Origin of the sequence: Achromobacter sp. D10 (assembly GCF_035282245.1) — a bacterium.
GTDB classification, from domain to species: Bacteria; Pseudomonadota; Gammaproteobacteria; order Burkholderiales; family Burkholderiaceae_B; genus Achromobacter; species Achromobacter insolitus.
The window spans coordinates 272,824-288,607 of record NZ_JAYJLE010000001.1; the positions used below are offsets into that span (position 1 = coordinate 272,824).

Sequence of the window (15,784 nt, forward strand, 5' to 3'; positions counted from 1 at the left end):
CGCCCCCAATTTACCTGAATGCCGGTTATTTGTCGGGCATATCAACATGGGTTTAAAGCATAAGAAACCTGTGGGTACTACAATCCGTCGTATGCTTGCGCTACCGCGTTCCGAACGCGTTTTTGTGCAGGCATTTTTTCTAACCACTCATACGTATATTTGCCGACTTAGCTGCCATGACCGACACCCCCGACCCTGCTGCCGTTTCGTCTCCTGCTGTCAAAGCTGCTGTGCTGTCTGAAGCACTGCCGTATATCCGACGATTTCACGGCAAGACCATCGTGGTCAAGTACGGCGGCAACGCCATGACGGAAGAGCGTCTGCAGCGCAGCTTCGCGCACGACGTCGTGCTGCTGAAGCTGGTGGGTCTGAACCCGGTAGTGGTGCACGGCGGCGGTCCGCAGATCGACGACGCGCTGCGCCGCATCGGCAAACAGGGCACGTTCATCCAGGGCATGCGCGTCACCGACGCCGAGACCATGGAAGTGGTCGAATGGGTGCTGGGCGGCCAGGTCCAGCAGGACATCGTCATGATGATCAACGAGGTCGGCGGCAAGGCCGTGGGCCTGACCGGCAAGGACGGCGGACTTATCCAGGCCCAGAAGAAGCTGATGGCCAACAAGGACAACCCGTCCGAACCCATCGACATCGGCTTCGTCGGCGACATCACCATGGTCGAGCCGGCCGTGGTCAAGGCGCTGCAGGACGACCAGTTCATCCCCGTCATCTCCCCCATCGGCTATGGCGAAGACGGCACGGCCTACAACATCAACGCCGACGTCGTCGCCGGCAAGATGGCGGAAGTGCTGGGCGCCGAAAAACTGCTGATGCTGACCAACACCCCGGGCGTGCTGGACAAGAGCGGCAAGCTGCTGCGCAGCCTCTCGGCGCAAACCATCGACGAACTCTTCGCCGACGGCACGATCTCCGGCGGCATGCTGCCCAAGATCTCGTCCGCGCTGGACGCCGCCAAGAACGGCGTGAACTCGGTGCACATCGTCGATGGCCGCGTGCCGCACTGCCTGCTGCTGGAAATCCTGACCGACCAGGGCGTGGGCACGATGATCAGCTCGCACTGATGGGGTACCCCCCCGCAGCGCTGCGCGCCTCCCCCCCGGGGGGGCGCCGCTGCGGACCGGCGGAGCCGGATCCGCGCGGCCCCGATCGGGAAGGTCTTGCCGCACCGGCGGCGGGGCGTGCTTCGGTCGGTTTATCGGGGATGGCCGGCGGCGCCATGGACAACTGATGCGAATCGATCGTCAATTGCTGCGGCCCGCGCTGCGGTTGCGCCGCTCCCGGCGAACGGCCGAAGGCGCTTCCGAGCGCCTGTGGCTGTTCGACCTGGACAATACGCTCCACGACACTTCGCACGCCATCTTCCCCAAGATCGACCACGGCATGACCATGGCCGTGGCCGAGGCGCTGAACGTCGACATCGACACCGCCAACCGCGTGCGCTCGCAGTACTGGAAGCGCTATGGCGCCACCATGATAGGCATGGTCCGGCATCACGGCGTGGATCCCCATGATTTTCTGCACCGCAGCCACGATTTCGACGTCGGCCCGCTGGTGCGCTCGGAAAGCGCCCTGGCCTACAAGCTCGCCCGGCTGCCCGGCCGCAAGGTGCTGCTGACCAACGCGCCGTTGCACTATGCCCGCGCCGTGCTCGCGCGACTTGGCATCCTGCGCCAGTTCGACAGCCTGTGGGCCATCGAACACATGCGTCTGCATGGCGAGTTCCGGCCCAAGCCCTCTCCCGCGCTGCTGCGGCATGTGCTGGCGCGCGAAGGCGTGGCGGCGCGCAACGCCGTGCTGGTGGAAGACACGCTGGCCAATCTGCGCGGCGCGCGCCAGGTGGGCCTGCGCACGGTCCACGTCTTTCACCCCGGCACGCCGTTTGCCCGCGGCCGTTCACAGCGGCCGGCTTACGTCGACTTGCGAGTAAACTCCGTCAGTGATTTGCTATTACGCCGACGCCCCTTGCGGGGGTAGCGGCGCGCTCCTCCCTCCCCCTTCACCGTCAAGCCTGCGCGAGAGCAGACCCTTCCATGGCGAGCAAAACCGGCGAGCGCAAGACCCAGATTCTGCAAACCCTGGCCGAAATGCTGGAGCAACCACACGCCTCCCGCATCACCACGGCCGCGCTTGCCGCGCGCCTGGAAGTCTCTGAGGCCGCGCTGTACCGCCACTTCGCCAGCAAGGCGCAGATGTTCGAAGGGCTGATCGAATTCATCGAAACCAGCATCTTCACGCTGGTGAATCAGATCGCCATCGCCGAACCCGAGGGCCTGTCCCAGGCCCACAAGACCGTGTCCATGCTGCTGACCTTCTCGGAACGCAACAAGGGCATGACGCGGGTGCTGACAGGCGACGCGCTGGTCACCGAAGACAACCGCCTGCAGGAACGCATCAACCACATCAACGACCGCATCGAGGCGTCGTTGAAGCAATCGCTGCGCATCGCGGTCACGGATGGCGGCCTGCCGCCGCAAGCCAATGTCGCGGCGCACGCCAGCCTGCTGACACATCTGGTGCTGGGCCGCTGGCTACGTTATGCGCAGAGCGGCTGGCGCGTCGCGCCTACCTTGCACCTGGACGAACAACTGCGCCTGGCCTTGGGTTGAGCTTGCTGTAACGGCCGATCGGCCTGATCTTGATTAGCATCGTGGCACGATCTAATTAATTTCGCTTCCGGCTTTTTTACGGTCGATTTGTATAACTTCATGCAACAATCTCCCCTTGCCGGCGGTGCGGGGCGACGAGCATAATGCCCGTCAGAGGTTTTCCACAAGCCCAAATCTCCACAGGCTTGATCAGTATCAATACGGGTTTTCCGCAATGCCGTCACGATCATGCTGTAGCGTCGACACACCGATTTGACCTATCCCGTTGCTCGCGGGGCGGTGTGTCGGCAGTTTGACCTCAACCGGAGATGGATATGACCGCGCAAGCCGCCGTCCCTGCCTCGCAAGCCCCAAAGAAAACCAAAATTCCCATCGGACTGGTCGCCGGCATCCTAGTGATGATCGGCGTGCTGATGATGCCGCTGCCTGCCGACCTGCCCGTCGCGGGCCATCGGATGCTCGCCATCCTCGCATTCGCAGTGGTGGTCTGGATTACCGAAGCCGTGTCCTACGAGGCCAGCGCGATCATGATCACGACGCTGATGGCCTTCCTGCTGGGCACGGCTCCGACAATCAAAGACCCGCAAGTGGTCTATGGCACGTCGGCCGCGATCAGCATGGCGCTGACCGGCTTCTCCAATTCGGCGCTGGCGCTGGTGACCGGCGCCTTGTTCATTGCCGCCGCCATGACCTTCACCGGGCTGGACCGGCGCATCGCGCTCGTGACCCTGGCCAAGGTAGGCACCAGCACGCGCCGCATCCTGATCGGATGTATCGCGGTGACCATCGTGCTGAGCCTGGTGGTGCCCAGCGCCACCGCCCGCAGCGCGGCCGTGGTGCCCATCATGATGGGCGTCATCGCGGCCTTCGGCGTGGACAAGCGCTCCAATATCGCCGCCGGCATCATGATCATCGTGGCGCAAGCCACCAGCATCTGGAACGTCGGCATCCAGACCGCCGCCGCGCAGAACCTGCTGACCGTGGGCTTCATGGAAAAAATGCTGGGCGAACGCGTGGCATGGTCGGACTGGCTGATCGCCGGCGCCCCCTGGTCGCTGATCATGTCGGCCGTGCTGATCGTCATCGTGCTCAAGCTGCTGCCGCCGGAAAGCGACAGCATCGCGGGAGGCAAAGAAGCCGTCGAGAAGTCGCTGCTTGAGCTGGGCCCCATGACAGGCGCGCAAAAGCGCCTGATGGCCGTGTCGCTCATGCTGCTGCTGTTCTGGTCGACCGAAGGCAAGCTGCACAAGTTCGACACCACTTCCACCACCTACTTCGGCCTGGTCCTGCTGCTGCTGCCGCGCTTTGGCGTGATGACCTGGAAAGACGTGCAGACGCGTATCCCATGGGGCACCGTGATCGTGTTCGGCGTCGGCATCAGCCTGGGCACCGCCCTGCTGACGACCCAAGCGGGACAGTGGCTGGGCAACCAGGTTGTGGCACACACCGGCCTGGACCATCTGGGTCCGCTGGCCATCTTCGCCATCCTCGCCGCCTTCCTCATCGTCATCCACCTGGGCTTCGCCAGCGCCACCGCGCTGACCTCGGCGATGCTGCCGATCCTGATCTCGGTGCTGGCCACGCTGCCGGGCGATTTCAGCCGGCTGGGCATGACCATGCTGCTGGGCTTCGTCGTCAGCTACGGCTTCATCCTGCCGATCAACGCACCGCAGAACATGGTCTGCCTGGGTACGGAAACCTTCAACGCCAAGCAGTTCGCCAAGGTCGGCATTATCGTCACCATCGTCGGCTACCTGCTGATGCTGCTGATGGGCATGACCTACTGGCGTTGGCTGGGCTGGCTGTAAGGAGATCGCGTCATGAAGATTTCGATCGCCCAAGCCAATGAATACGGCCGCCGCGTACTGATGGCCCAGGGCGTGCCCGAGGACATCGCCCGCGACGTGGCCGAACACCTGGTCGAGTCGGACCGGGTGGGCTATACCAGCCATGGATTGTCCATCCTCACCAACTACCGGCGTGTCCTGTCTGAAGGCCTGGCCCAGGCCGACGGCCGCCCCGAGCTGGTCAACGATCGCGGCGCGATGCTGGCCTACGACGGCCACCACGGTCTGGGCCAGTACGTCGGCAAGGTCGTCATCGAGAAGGCCATCGAGCGCACTCAGGAGCACGGCCAGTGCATCCTGACCCTGCGCCACAGCCACCACCTGGGCCGCATGGGCCACTACGGGGAAATGGTTGCCGCCAAGGGTCTGATCCTGCTGGCCTTCACCAACGTGATCAACCGCTCGCCGACCGTGGCGCCTTTCGGCGGCGCGCAGGCGTGCCTGACCACGAACCCGCTGTGCTTCGCCGGCCCGTTGCCGGGTGGACGCCCGCCCTTCATCGTGGACATGGCCACCAGCTCCATCGCCGTCAACAAGGCGCGCGTGCTGGCGGCCAAAGGCGAGCAAGCGCCTGCGGGATCGCTGATCGACGCCCAGGGCAATCCCACCACCGATCCCAACGCGTTGTTCACCGACCCACCCGGCGCCCTGCTGCCGTTCGGTGGGCACAAGGGTTACGCCCTGGGCCTGGTGGCCGAACTGCTGGCCGGCGTCCTGTCCGGCGGCGGCACGATCCAGCCCGAACACCCTCGCACGGGAGTAGCCACGAACAATATGTTCGCGCTGCTGCTGGATCCGCAAGTGGACTTCAATACGGATTGGCGGTCGATGGAGGTGGGCGCGTTCATCGATTACCTGCACGCCTGCAAGCCCCAACCCGGCGTCGAAGGCGTGCAGTACCCGGGCGAGTACGAAGCTCGCAATCGGGCGCTGAACGCGGATTCGCTGACGTTCGACAGCCGGATCTGGGACGGCTTGACCAAGCTGGCCGTCGACCTTGGGGTGCCTGAGGCGTTGCCTGCTTGAGGTTGTAGGCGGTTCTTGCGGGTAACGTTTGTTTGCTTGCTTTCGGGCGTCTTGGGTTCTTAAGACGCCCGTCGCATCGGCGGCCCGCCATGCGCGGGGCAACGATTGCGGTCCGGAGCCTTCGCTCCGGACTGCCCCATCCTCATCCTCGTCACCGCCTGGGGCGGTTCCTTCGGATTCCGTCGGGCTTATCGACGCCCCGCGCATGGCGGGCCGCCGACGCGACGGGCTCGTTCAACTGCAATTCGGCCTCAGCTGGGGCGAGCGGTGTGCTTGGCTTTCTAGCAACGGGTGGGGTATGGCGGTGGATCTTGCGGGGCTCGCCTCGGGCCGGCCGCCCGGGCGGCCTTCCGAGGCTTCCGCGGTGTCTTACGGTTGAGGATGACGCTGCGCGCGTGTGAGACACCCATCAGCGTTAACGCCTCAAGGGTGCTGCTCATCACCGAACGTCACCAGGCCGTTGATCATCACCGACCGCTAAGCCACGGTGCCGGATGGGTGGTGCGCGCGAGAAAATCCTCAAGCGCAAGCCGCTGCCTGCCGCGCACCACCCATCACCGCCCCACCCCAATGATGAGCGGCCACTAGCAAACCACGCTCCGCAAACGCGCAAGCGACCATCGCCACGACGCCCAAAACCACGTATGTAGCTTACGGCCGCCCGCGCCTACGGGCGACCTACGAAGAACGCGCAGCCGCCAAAAAGATCAAGTCTTAACCGACCGATGCCGACTAACACTCATCATGATCCCAAACGCAATCCCCATGGTGAACAACGCAGTCCCCCCATAGCTCATGAACGGCAACGGTACCCCCACCACAGGCAGGATCCCTGTCACCATCCCCACGTTCACGAACACGTAGATGAACAGCATCATCGTCAGCGCCCCCACCAGCAGCCTGCCGAACTGCGATGACGCCCGCGATGCGATAGTCAGGCCGCGCGCCATCATCAGGCCGTACAGCACCAAAATGGCTATGCCGCCATACAGGCCGAACTCTTCGGCGTAGACCGCGAAGATAAAATCGGTGGTGCGTTCGGGGATGAAATCCAGGTGGGTCTGCGTGCCCTTCATGTAACCCTTGCCGTACACCCCGCCCGAGCCCACCGCGATCATCGACTGAATCGTATGGAAGCCCTTGCCCAGCGGATCGGAGCTCGGATTGAGCAGGGTGCACACGCGGTGCTTCTGGTAATCGTGCAGCACGACCCAGTCCACGTCAGGCTCGCATAACTGGTCCTCGTAATAGACCAGTGTGCCGATGGCGATGATGCCGGCCAGCATGACAGGGACAAGCAGCTTGAAGGAGAGCCCCGCGAAATAGATGACGAAAAAGCCTGCGCCGAACACCAGCAGCGCGGTACCCAGGTCAGGTTGCAGCACGATCAGGCCGAAGGGTGCGGCCAGCATGGCGGCTGCGGCCAGGAAGTCGCGGATGCGGACCGCGCCTTCATGGCGCTGGAAGTACCAGGCCAGCATCATGGGCACGGCGATCTTCATCATTTCGGACGGCTGGATGCGGGTCACGCCCAGGTTCAGCCAGCGGGTCGCGCCCTTGCTGGTTTCGCCGAAGAACTCCACGCCCAGCAACAGCACCACCCCCACCACGTAAAAGGGCAAGGCCAGCTTCATCAGCCACTTGGGAGGAATCAACGCCATGGTCCACATCGCGAAAAAGGCGATGATGAAATTGCGCGATTGCTCGGCGAAGCGCCAATCGGTCCCGCCCACCGCGGAGTGCATGACCGTCAGGCCAAGCGCGGCGAACATCAACAGGATCGCCAGCAACGGCCAATCGAAGGCCGTGAATACGCGCAGCAGGATAAGGCCCAGGCGTTTCATTATTGGCGCACCACGTCAGAAGCAATGGCCTCGACCGAGGCCAGGGGGTCGGCGCGCTCCGGCCGCACGATTTTGTCCTGGCGTTCCTTGGCCAGCCAATAGTCGAACACCTTGCGCGCGACCGGTGCGGCAACGCTGGCGCCCCAGCCGGCGTTCTCGACGATGAGCGCCACGGCGATACGGGGATGTTCAAGCGGTGCGAAACCCATGAACAGCGCGTGGTCCCGCAGGCGCTCGTCGATGGCGCTGGCTCGGTAATGGCCGCCACGCAGGCTGAACACCTGCGCGGTGCCGGTCTTGCCCGCTGCCTGGTAGGCGGTGTTGGCGAACGCGCGCCGCGCCGTGCCCGCGCGCACCACGTCCGCCATGGCGTTCTTGATCACGTCCACGTTGGCTTGCTTGAGCGGAATGCGGTAGTCGGGTGTGGACTCGGTCGCCTTGGCCACGCCGCTGCGCGGATCGCGCACGGCATGCACCAGATGCGGCCGACGATACAGGCCATTGTTGGCCAGGGTCGACGTGCCTTGCGCCAGTTGCAGCAGCGTGAAGGCGTTGTAGCCCTGGCCCACCGCCACGGAGATCGTCTCGCCGGCGTACCAGCGCTGGCGCTCCTTGTCTTTGTAGGCCGATCGCTTCCAGTCGGTCGATGGCAATACGCCGCGCTTTTCGCCTTCCAGGTCGATGCCGGTGATCTGGCCAAAGCCGAACTGCTTGGTGAAATCGTGCAGCGCGTTCACGCCGATCTCGGGGCCCAGCGAGTAGAAGTACGTATCCGACGATACGACGATAGCCTTGTGCATATCGGTCATGCCGTAGGCAGCGCCTCCGGCATTGCGGAATTTCTGGCCGCCGAACTCGTAATAGCCCGGGTCCGAGATGCGGTCGGTGGCGCGGCGCTTGCCCAGCTCCAGGGCGGCCAGGCCTACGAAGGGCTTATAGGTCGAACCGATGGGATAGGTGCCGTATAGCGGCCGGTTGATCAGTGGATGATCGGGCGATTCGTTCAGCATGCGCCAGTTGTCCACGTCGATACCGTCCACGAACAGGTTCGGATCGAACGACGGCTGCGAGACGAAGGCCAGCACCTCGCCCGTGTCGGGGTCGATGGCGACCAGTGCTCCGCGCTGTCCCTCGAAGGCCGCTTCAGCCACCTTCTGCAGCCCCAGGTCGATGGACAGCATGATGTCGGACCCGGGCACCGGGTCGATCCGGCGCAGCGTGCGCATCGGCCGACCGCCGGCGGTGACTTCGACCTCTTCCAGGCCGGTGCGGCCATGCAGTTGTTCTTCCCAGGTCTTCTCGATGCCCTTCTTGCCGATGACATCGGTGCCGCGGTAATTGCCCAGTTGGCCGGCGCGGTCCAGTTCTTCGATGTCGCCCTCGGCGATGCGGCCGATATAGCCCACCACGTGCGCCGCCGACAGGCCCTGCGGGTACTCGCGCACCCAGCGCGCGCGCAGCTCCACGCCCGGAAACTGGAAGGAATGCGCAGCGAACCAGGCAGCTTCGGTTTCGTTGAGATTGTTGCGCAGCTGCAGGCTGGCGTAGCGGCTGGATTCGGCGGCCCGGCGCTTGAAGCGCCGCTGATCGGCCGGGCTGATGTACACGACTTCGGTCAGGCGCTCGAACAGCTCTCCGAGGTTCCCCGCATGCGCCGGCACAACCTCCAGCGTATAGGTGCGGTAATTGCGCGCCAGCACCTCGCCGTTGCGGTCCAGGATCTCGCCGCGGCGCGGCGGGATGGGCACGACCGCGATGCGATTGCGGTCAGCGCGTTCGGACAGGCCTTCGTAACGGTCCACCTGCAGATACCAGAACCGGCCGACCAGCACGCCGAAGCAGGCCAGCGCAAACAGCCCGCCCACCCAGGCGCGCAGGCGGAAACGCTGCTTCTGCTGCTGGCCGGTTTTCTTGAATTCGAACATGACGCGGCGCCGCCGTCAGGCGGAGGAAGATTCGGCGTCGTCGACACCGCGCTGCGGCAAGTGCAGGACCCAACCGGCCAACGGCCACAAGGCGGTGGTCAGAAGCACGCTGATGCCCCAATCCCAACCCGGCCACTTGCCTGCCAGCCACGCATGGATGATCTGGGTCACGAAGCGGGCAATGAAGAACACAGGCAACATGTGCATGGCCTGGCTCCAGAGGTCGAACCGCTGCAGCCGGCGGTGCAACGCCACGGCGCCATACGCGACCAGCGTGTATGACAGCGCGTGTTCGCCCAGCAGGCCGGCGTCGTGCACGTCCATCAGCAGGCCAAAGAAGAAAGCGGTGAACAGGCCGACGCGGCGCGGCTCGTGCACGCACCAGAAGGCGATGATCAGCAGCAGGATGTCAGGCGCGCCCTGCCACAGGCGCCACGGCAGCAGGGATACCAGCCATGCCACCAGCACCGTGCCCCATACGAATACGCCATGCGCCGGACCGGAAAGCCGGTCGGGCTGCACATTGCTGGGGGTGCCGAGGCGGCGCGCGGCCTGCCCAGAGGATTGGTTAGTCCGATCCACCGGAATCGACCTCCTGACGGTTGGACTCGGCGCGCTCCACATCGACCTGCAGGACCAGGAAGTGGCGGTAGCGTTCGGGGTGGGCCAGCGGTTCGCACACGGCGCGCGCGAAGCCCGAGGCGGTATCGCGTTCGACCGAGGTTACCTTGGCCACGGGCAGGCCGGCGGGAAACAGGCCGCCAACGCCGCTGGTGACAATAGTATCGCCTTCCTTGATGTCGGCATTGGCGGCGAGGTAACGGACCTCCATCTTGCCCGGCGAGTTGCCACCGAACGCGATCAGGCGCAAGCCGTTGCGCAGCAGTTGCACAGGGATGGAGACCTGTTCGTCGGTGACCAGCGCCGCCTCGGCCGTCATCGGCGTGACGCGCACGATCTGCCCGACCACGCCGCCTTCGTCGATCACCGGCATGCCGGGAGCCAGCCCGGCCTTGCTGCCCTTGTTGAACACCAGACGCTGCGTGAACGCATTGGTGGGCTCGTACATGACCTCGACCACCACGGCCGACTGCGCCACGGTGTCGGTCACGCCCAGCAGCCGGCGCAACTGCGAGTTTTCAGCGGCCAGCTGGGCACCATGCGTGGTCACCTGCGCCAGCTCGATGCGCTGGCGTTGCAAGGCTTCGTTTTCGCTACGGATGAGATTGGCCGCATTGACCCATTCGTTCACTTGCTGGACGAGGTCGCGCGGCGCCATGACGGCGCGCTGGAAGGGGTAAAGGGCCACGGACATCGCCCGGCGCGCCGGTTCCAGCATGCGCCATTGCGAATCCATGACGATCAGGGCCAAAGCAAGGACGACCAGAACGACCAGCCGCACCTCCGCAGGTGGGCCGCGCCTGAATAGGGGAGGAGTCCCTTGTCGTTGCATGAATCTCAGCCCGGACGCCCGCGTCCGTCGCTCCGGCAGCGGCCGGAGCCGTGAAAAAGCTGGGCTCCGGGCTGGCGGGCAAAATTAGTCGTTGATGAAGATGGCGCCCAGTTTCTCAAGGTGTTCCAGCGCCTCGCCGCAGCCGCGCACGACGCAGGTCAGCGGATCGTCCGCCACCACGACGGGCAGGCCGGTCTCTTCCTGCAGCAGACGGTCCAGGTCGCGCAGCAACGCGCCGCCGCCGGTCAGGGCAATGCCCTTGTCGGTGATGTCGGCGCCCAGTTCGGGCGGCGTCTGTTCCAGGGCGATCTTCACGGCCGAAACGATCTGGTTCAGCGGATCGGTCAGCGATTCCAGGATCTCGTTGGACGAGACGGTGAAGCTGCGCGGCACGCCTTCGGCCAGGTTGCGGCCCTTGACCTCGATCTCGCGGACTTCGGATCCCGGGAACGCCGAGCCGATTTCCTTCTTGATCAGTTCGGCGGTGGGTTCGCCAATCAGCATGCCGTAGTTGCGGCGGATGTAGTTGACGATGGCTTCGTCGAACTTGTCGCCGCCGACGCGCACCGAACCCTTGTAGACCATGCCACCCAGGGAGATGACCGCCACTTCGGTGGTGCCGCCGCCGATGTCGACGACCATGGAGCCGCTGGCATCGGACACGGCCAGGCCGGCGCCGATGGCCGCGGCCATGGGTTCTTCGATCAGGAAGACGTGGGACGCGCCCGCGCCCAAGGCCGACTCACGGATGGCGCGGCGTTCAACCTGGGTGGAGCCGCAGGGCACGCAGACGATGATGCGCGGGCTGGGCGCCAGCATGTTGCGGGGGTGCACCATGCGGATGAACTGCTTGAGCATCTGTTCGGTGACCGTGAAGTCGGCGATGACGCCGTCCTTCATGGGCCGGATGGCCTCTATATTGCCGGGAACGCGGCCGAGCATCTGCTTGGCTTCGTGGCCGACGGCCTGGATGATCTTCTTGCCGTGAGGACCGCCTTCATGACGGATTGCGACCACGGACGGTTCATCGAGCACGATGCCCTTGCCGCGGACGTAGATCAGCGTATTGGCGGTACCGAGGTCAATCGCCATATCGCTGGAAAAATAACTGCGCAGGAATCCGAACATGGGAGCTCAGCTAAATTCTGGGGGGAATTAGGTACATGCCGCGGGGCGTAGGGCCCGTAAAACAACGGGTCCGCCTGTCATCACGGCGATTAAACCGTGAATCATAACTTATAATTTCCCCGGAAATAGCGCATAAATGCAGGCTATTCAAGCTTTGTAACGGGTTCGGCGTATGCATACTGCCCTGTCCCGCCCCTCGGCCTTCGCTTATCGATTTGCAATCCCCCATGGCGCTCAATGACACAGATGTGGCCCGCATTGCCCGGCTGGCCAGAATCGAACTGACCCCCGACCAGCGCACCGTTGCGCAGGCCGAACTCAACGGCATCCTCCACCTGATCGAACGGCTCCAGTCCGTCGACACGCAGGGGGTCGAACCCCTGGCCCACCCGCTGTCCGCCCACGAGGATATCGTGCTGCGCCTGCGTGAAGATGTCGTGACCGAACCCAGCTCGGAAGCCCGGCGGCAGGAGCTGCTGGCCAACGCCCCCGATGCCCAGGAAGGCCTGTTCCTGGTTCCCAAGGTTCTGGATTAAGTCATGACGAAACCCGCTCTGCACACCCAATTCAAGGGGATCGCCGCCCTGCGCGCGGCCCTTGCGCAACGCGAGGTCAGCGCCGTCGAACTCGCTCAAAGCGCCTTGACGGCCGCCGAAGCGGCCAGCGGCCTGAATTGCTTTTTACATATTGACGCCGAATTGACGCTGGCCCAGGCCCGCGCCGCGGACGCCGCCCTGGCCTCGGGCTCGGCCGGCCCGCTGGCGGGGATCCCGATCGCCCACAAGGACGCCTTCGTCACCCGCGGCTGGCGCACCACCGCCGGCAGCAAGATGCTCGAGGGCTACGTCAGCCCGTTCGACGCCACTGTCGTCGAGCGCCTGGGCGAGGCCGGCGCCGTGTCGCTGGGCAAGCTGAACTGCGACGAATTCGCCATGGGTTCCGGCAATGAAAATTCCGCCTACGGGGCCGTGAAGAACCCCTGGGACCACGCCGCCGTGCCCGGCGGCTCTTCGGGCGGATCGGCCGCCGCCGTGGCCGCCCGCCTGGTTGCCGCCGCCACCGGCACCGACACCGGCGGCTCGGTGCGCCAGCCCGCCGCCCTGTGCGGCGTCAGCGGCATCAAGCCCACCTACGGCACCGTCTCCCGCTATGGCATGGTGGCCTTCGGCTCCAGCCTGGACCAGGCCGGCCCCCTTGCCGAAAGCGCCCGCGATCTGCTCGAGCTGCTGGACGTCATCAGCGGCTTTGACCCGCGCGACGCCACCAGCCTGGAAAAATGCGATGCCGCCACGAACGAGCCCGGCCGCGTCCGGCGCGACTTCGAGGCCGCCCAGAGCCGGTTCGACGCCGCCGGCAGCCAGCCGCTCAAGGGCCTACGCATCGGCGTGCCCGCCGAGTACTTCGGCGCGGGCCTGGCACCCGACGTGGCTGCCGCGGTCGAGGCCGCGCTGACCCAGTTCGAGACCCTGGGCGCCGTGCGCGTGCCGGTCTCGCTGCCGCGCACCGAACTGGCCATTCCCGCCTACTACGTCATCGCGCCCGCCGAAGCCTCCAGCAACCTGGCGCGCTACGACGGCGTGCGCTATGGCCACCGCGCCGCCCAATACGACGACTTGAACGAGATGATCAGCCGTTCGCGCGCCGAAGGCTTCGGCGACGAGGTCAAGCGCCGCATCCTGATCGGCACCTACGTGCTTTCCCATGGCTACTACGACGCCTATTACCTGCAGGCGCAGCGCTTGCGCCGGATGATCGCGCAGGATTTCCAGCGCGCCTATGCCGACCAGTGCGACGTGATCATGGGCCCGGTGACCCCCACCGTGGCCAAGAACATCGGCGACAACCGCGACGATCCCACCGCCGACTGGCTGGCCGACGTCTACACGCTGGGCGTGAGCCTGGCCGGCCTGCCGGCCATGTCCATACCTTGCGGCTTCGGCGGGGGACTGCCCCCCGAGGGGGCTGCCAGCGCCTTGGGGCGGCCCGGCGGCGCTGGCGCCCGTCCGCGCCCCGTCGGTCTCCAAATCATCGGCAACTACTTCGACGAAGGCCGCCTGCTGGCCATCGCCGACCGCTACCAACAAGTGACGGACTGGCATACGCGTGCCCCTGTCCAGCAAGGCTGAGAACATGAACTGGGAAATCGTCATCGGCCTGGAAACGCACACGCAGCTTTCCACGGACTCCAAGATTTTTTCGGGTAGCAGCACCCAATTCGGCGCCGCGCCCAACACTCACGCCAACGTGGTCGACCTGGCGCTGCCGGGCAGCCTGCCGGTCATGAACCGCGGCGCGGCCGAACGCGCCATCCGCTTCGGCCTGGCCGTGGGCGCCACCATCGCGCCGCGCTCCGTTTTCGCGCGCAAGAACTACTTCTATCCCGACCTGCCCAAGGGCTACCAGATCAGCCAGTACGAGCTGCCTGTGGTCGTGGGCGGTTCGCTGTCGTTCTTCGTGGGCGAGGAAGAAAAAACCGTCAACCTGACGCGCGCCCACTTGGAAGAAGACGCCGGCAAGTCCCTGCACGACGACTTCAGCCTGGCCAATGGCGCCCCCGGCAGCGGCATCGACCTGAACCGCGCGGGCACGCCTCTGTTGGAAATCGTGACGGAACCGGAAATGCGCTCGGCCGCCGAGGCCGTGGCCTACGCCCGCGCCCTGCACAGCCTGGTCGTGTGGCTGGGCATTTGCGACGGCAACATGCAGGAAGGCTCGTTCCGCTGCGACGCCAACGTGTCCGTGCGCCCCGTGGGCCAGAAGGAATTCGGCACCCGCACCGAGATCAAGAACGTCAACTCGTTCCGCTTCCTGGAGCGCGCCATCACCTATGAAGCGCGGCGCCAGATCGAACTGATCGAAGACGGCGGCACCGTGGTGCAGGAAACCCGCCTGTACGATGCCGACCGCGACGAAACCCGCAGCATGCGCAGCAAGGAAGACGCGCACGACTACCGCTACTTCCCCGACCCCGACCTGCCCACGCTGGTCATCTCGCGCGAATGGGTGGACGAAGTCCGGGCCGCCATGCCCGAATTGCCGGCCGCCCAACGCGCCCGCTTCGAGTCCGAGTACGGCCTGCCCGCCTACGACGCAGCCCAGCTCACCGTCAGCCGCGACCTGGCCGCCTACTTCCAGGCGGTGGCGGACGCGCTGCCCGCCGGCCAGGCCAAGCTGGCCGCCAACTGGGTCATGGGTGAGGTCTCCGCCGCCCTGAACAAGGACGAAAAGAGCATCGCCGAGTCTCCGGTCCAGGCGCCGGCGCTGGCCGCCCTGATCGGCCGCATCATCGACGGCACGATCTCCAACAAGATCGCCCGCGAAGTCTTCGGCGCCATGTGGGCCGGTGAGAACGGCGGCCAAGCGGACGCCATCATCGAGGCGCGCGGCCTCAAGCAGATCAGCGACACCGGCGCCATCGGCGCCATGATCGACGAAGTGCTGGCCGCCAATCCCGCCATCGTGGAAGAGTACCGGGCCGGCAAGCAGAAGGCGTTCAACTCGCTGGTGGGCCAGATCATGAAGGCCGCGCGCGGCAAGGCCAACCCGCAGCAGGTGAACGATCTATTGAAGCAGAAGCTGGATAGCTGACCGCGCGGGGCGCCCCGGCAACGGGCGCACTCCCGACGTATCAGACGAAACGAAGGGCCGCGGCATATTGCCGCGGCCCTTCGTTTATCCATCATCCGCTCCTGGACCGAGGAAGGCCGGGAATGAATCCGATCCGCTCGATACCGGACGCATCACTCGCCCTGGCCTGGCTGATAAGTCGCACCGATGCCCGTGAATCACTGCTGGCTCAGCACCTGCTGGAAGTCGCCCATGGAGCCAAAAACACGGTGCCGCCCATTTGGCGAATCGAAGTCGTCTTCGGCCAACCCCACGGCCTCGCCGAGCCTGCGGCAAGCTACGGATGAAGGGCGACGCCTGGCCGCCCAAT

At 65.2% G+C, this 15,784-nt stretch carries 14 protein-coding genes; 9 read left to right on the forward strand and 5 right to left on the reverse strand.

The window, feature by feature from the left end; translation table 11 throughout:
* The first annotated feature begins 176 nt into the window (after window positions 1–176).
* The 5 genes from argB to VCS63_RS01310 all read left to right on the forward strand — a co-directional run bounded on the left by argB (window position 177) and on the right by VCS63_RS01310 (window position 5,497).
* Window positions 177–1,079: an acetylglutamate kinase gene (gene argB / locus VCS63_RS01290; protein ID WP_042796096.1), complete on the forward strand. Its 903-nt coding sequence runs from the start codon at window positions 177–179 to the stop codon at window positions 1,077–1,079.
* Window positions 1,080–1,245: 166 nt separating this feature from the next.
* Window positions 1,246–1,992, forward strand: coding sequence for a pyrimidine 5'-nucleotidase (locus VCS63_RS01295; protein WP_323878066.1), 747 nt, complete (start codon window positions 1,246–1,248; stop codon window positions 1,990–1,992).
* Between the two features lie 56 nt (window positions 1,993–2,048).
* Entirely contained in the window at window positions 2,049–2,624 is a 576-nt protein-coding gene (gene slmA, locus VCS63_RS01300) for a nucleoid occlusion factor SlmA (protein WP_042796094.1), read from the forward strand.
* 314 nt (window positions 2,625–2,938) lie between these two features.
* The gene (locus tag VCS63_RS01305; RefSeq protein WP_042796092.1) at window positions 2,939–4,432 is read left to right on the forward strand and encodes a DASS family sodium-coupled anion symporter; all 1,494 of its coding nucleotides are present in this window, start codon (window positions 2,939–2,941) and stop codon (window positions 4,430–4,432) included.
* 12 nt (window positions 4,433–4,444) lie between these two features.
* Window positions 4,445–5,497, forward strand: a complete 1,053-nt coding sequence (locus VCS63_RS01310; RefSeq protein ID WP_042796091.1) for an Ldh family oxidoreductase — start codon at window positions 4,445–4,447, stop codon at window positions 5,495–5,497.
* A gap of 707 nt (window positions 5,498–6,204) precedes the next feature.
* Here the strand turns inward: VCS63_RS01310 and rodA are convergent.
* From rodA to VCS63_RS01335, 5 genes are all read right to left on the reverse strand, one after another.
* A complete protein-coding gene (gene rodA, locus VCS63_RS01315; protein ID WP_042796090.1) occupies window positions 6,205–7,341 on the reverse strand; it encodes a rod shape-determining protein RodA in 1,137 nt (378 codons plus the stop codon).
* Window positions 7,341–9,266 (reverse strand): penicillin-binding protein 2, encoded by a 1,926-nt coding sequence (gene mrdA, locus VCS63_RS01320; RefSeq protein WP_042796089.1) that lies wholly within the window; start codon window positions 9,264–9,266, stop codon window positions 7,341–7,343. The genes rodA and mrdA overlap by 1 nt, the downstream gene beginning before the upstream one ends.
* Before the next feature lie 15 nt (window positions 9,267–9,281).
* Entirely contained in the window at window positions 9,282–9,848 is a 567-nt protein-coding gene (gene mreD / locus VCS63_RS01325) for a rod shape-determining protein MreD (protein ID WP_042796088.1), read from the reverse strand.
* Window positions 9,835–10,719, reverse strand: coding sequence for a rod shape-determining protein MreC (gene mreC, locus VCS63_RS01330; protein ID WP_042796087.1), 885 nt, complete (start codon window positions 10,717–10,719; stop codon window positions 9,835–9,837). The genes mreD and mreC overlap by 14 nt, the downstream gene beginning before the upstream one ends.
* 84 nt (window positions 10,720–10,803) lie before the next feature.
* Window positions 10,804–11,847, reverse strand: coding sequence for a rod shape-determining protein (locus VCS63_RS01335; RefSeq protein ID WP_006216320.1), 1,044 nt, complete (start codon window positions 11,845–11,847; stop codon window positions 10,804–10,806).
* Between the two features lie 227 nt (window positions 11,848–12,074).
* Here VCS63_RS01335 and gatC point away from each other — a divergent pair, with 227 nt between their 5' ends.
* The 4 genes from gatC (at window position 12,075) to VCS63_RS01355 (ending at window position 15,761) form a co-directional block, all read left to right on the forward strand.
* Window positions 12,075–12,383 (forward strand): Asp-tRNA(Asn)/Glu-tRNA(Gln) amidotransferase subunit GatC, encoded by a 309-nt coding sequence (gene gatC / locus VCS63_RS01340; RefSeq protein WP_063959569.1) that lies wholly within the window; start codon window positions 12,075–12,077, stop codon window positions 12,381–12,383.
* A 3-nt stretch (window positions 12,384–12,386) separates the two neighbouring features.
* A complete protein-coding gene (gene gatA, locus VCS63_RS01345) occupies window positions 12,387–13,973 on the forward strand; it encodes an Asp-tRNA(Asn)/Glu-tRNA(Gln) amidotransferase subunit GatA (protein WP_164793527.1) in 1,587 nt (528 codons plus the stop codon).
* 4 nt (window positions 13,974–13,977) lie between these two features.
* On the forward strand, window positions 13,978–15,435 hold the full coding sequence (gene gatB / locus VCS63_RS01350; protein ID WP_063641568.1) for an Asp-tRNA(Asn)/Glu-tRNA(Gln) amidotransferase subunit GatB: 1,458 nt from the start codon (window positions 13,978–13,980) through the stop codon (window positions 15,433–15,435).
* A gap of 122 nt (window positions 15,436–15,557) precedes the next feature.
* The gene (locus VCS63_RS01355) at window positions 15,558–15,761 is read left to right on the forward strand and encodes a hypothetical protein (protein WP_243759363.1); all 204 of its coding nucleotides are present in this window, start codon (window positions 15,558–15,560) and stop codon (window positions 15,759–15,761) included.
* Window positions 15,762–15,784 lie beyond the last annotated feature (23 nt).

What these genes read in the sequence shown, in the direction of transcription:
- argB (WP_042796096.1), top strand. Translation starts at nt 177, where the DNA reads ATGACCGACACCCCCGACCCTGCTGCCGTTTCGTCTCCTGCTGTCAAA.
- VCS63_RS01295 (WP_323878066.1), top strand. Translation starts at nt 1,246, where the DNA reads ATGCGAATCGATCGTCAATTGCTGCGGCCCGCGCTGCGGTTGCGCCGC.
- slmA (WP_042796094.1), top strand. Translation starts at nt 2,049, where the DNA reads ATGGCGAGCAAAACCGGCGAGCGCAAGACCCAGATTCTGCAAACCCTG.
- VCS63_RS01305 (WP_042796092.1), top strand. Translation starts at nt 2,939, where the DNA reads ATGACCGCGCAAGCCGCCGTCCCTGCCTCGCAAGCCCCAAAGAAAACC.
- VCS63_RS01310 (WP_042796091.1), top strand. Translation starts at nt 4,445, where the DNA reads ATGAAGATTTCGATCGCCCAAGCCAATGAATACGGCCGCCGCGTACTG.
- rodA (WP_042796090.1), bottom strand. Translation starts at nt 7,341, where the DNA reads ATGAAACGCCTGGGCCTTATCCTGCTGCGCGTATTCACGGCCTTCGAT.
- mrdA (WP_042796089.1), bottom strand. Translation starts at nt 9,266, where the DNA reads ATGTTCGAATTCAAGAAAACCGGCCAGCAGCAGAAGCAGCGTTTCCGC.
- mreC (WP_042796087.1), bottom strand. Translation starts at nt 10,719, where the DNA reads ATGCAACGACAAGGGACTCCTCCCCTATTCAGGCGCGGCCCACCTGCG.
- VCS63_RS01335 (WP_006216320.1), bottom strand. Translation starts at nt 11,847, where the DNA reads ATGTTCGGATTCCTGCGCAGTTATTTTTCCAGCGATATGGCGATTGAC.
- gatC (WP_063959569.1), top strand. Translation starts at nt 12,075, where the DNA reads ATGGCGCTCAATGACACAGATGTGGCCCGCATTGCCCGGCTGGCCAGA.
- gatA (WP_164793527.1), top strand. Translation starts at nt 12,387, where the DNA reads ATGACGAAACCCGCTCTGCACACCCAATTCAAGGGGATCGCCGCCCTG.
- gatB (WP_063641568.1), top strand. Translation starts at nt 13,978, where the DNA reads ATGAACTGGGAAATCGTCATCGGCCTGGAAACGCACACGCAGCTTTCC.
- VCS63_RS01355 (WP_243759363.1), top strand. Translation starts at nt 15,558, where the DNA reads ATGAATCCGATCCGCTCGATACCGGACGCATCACTCGCCCTGGCCTGG.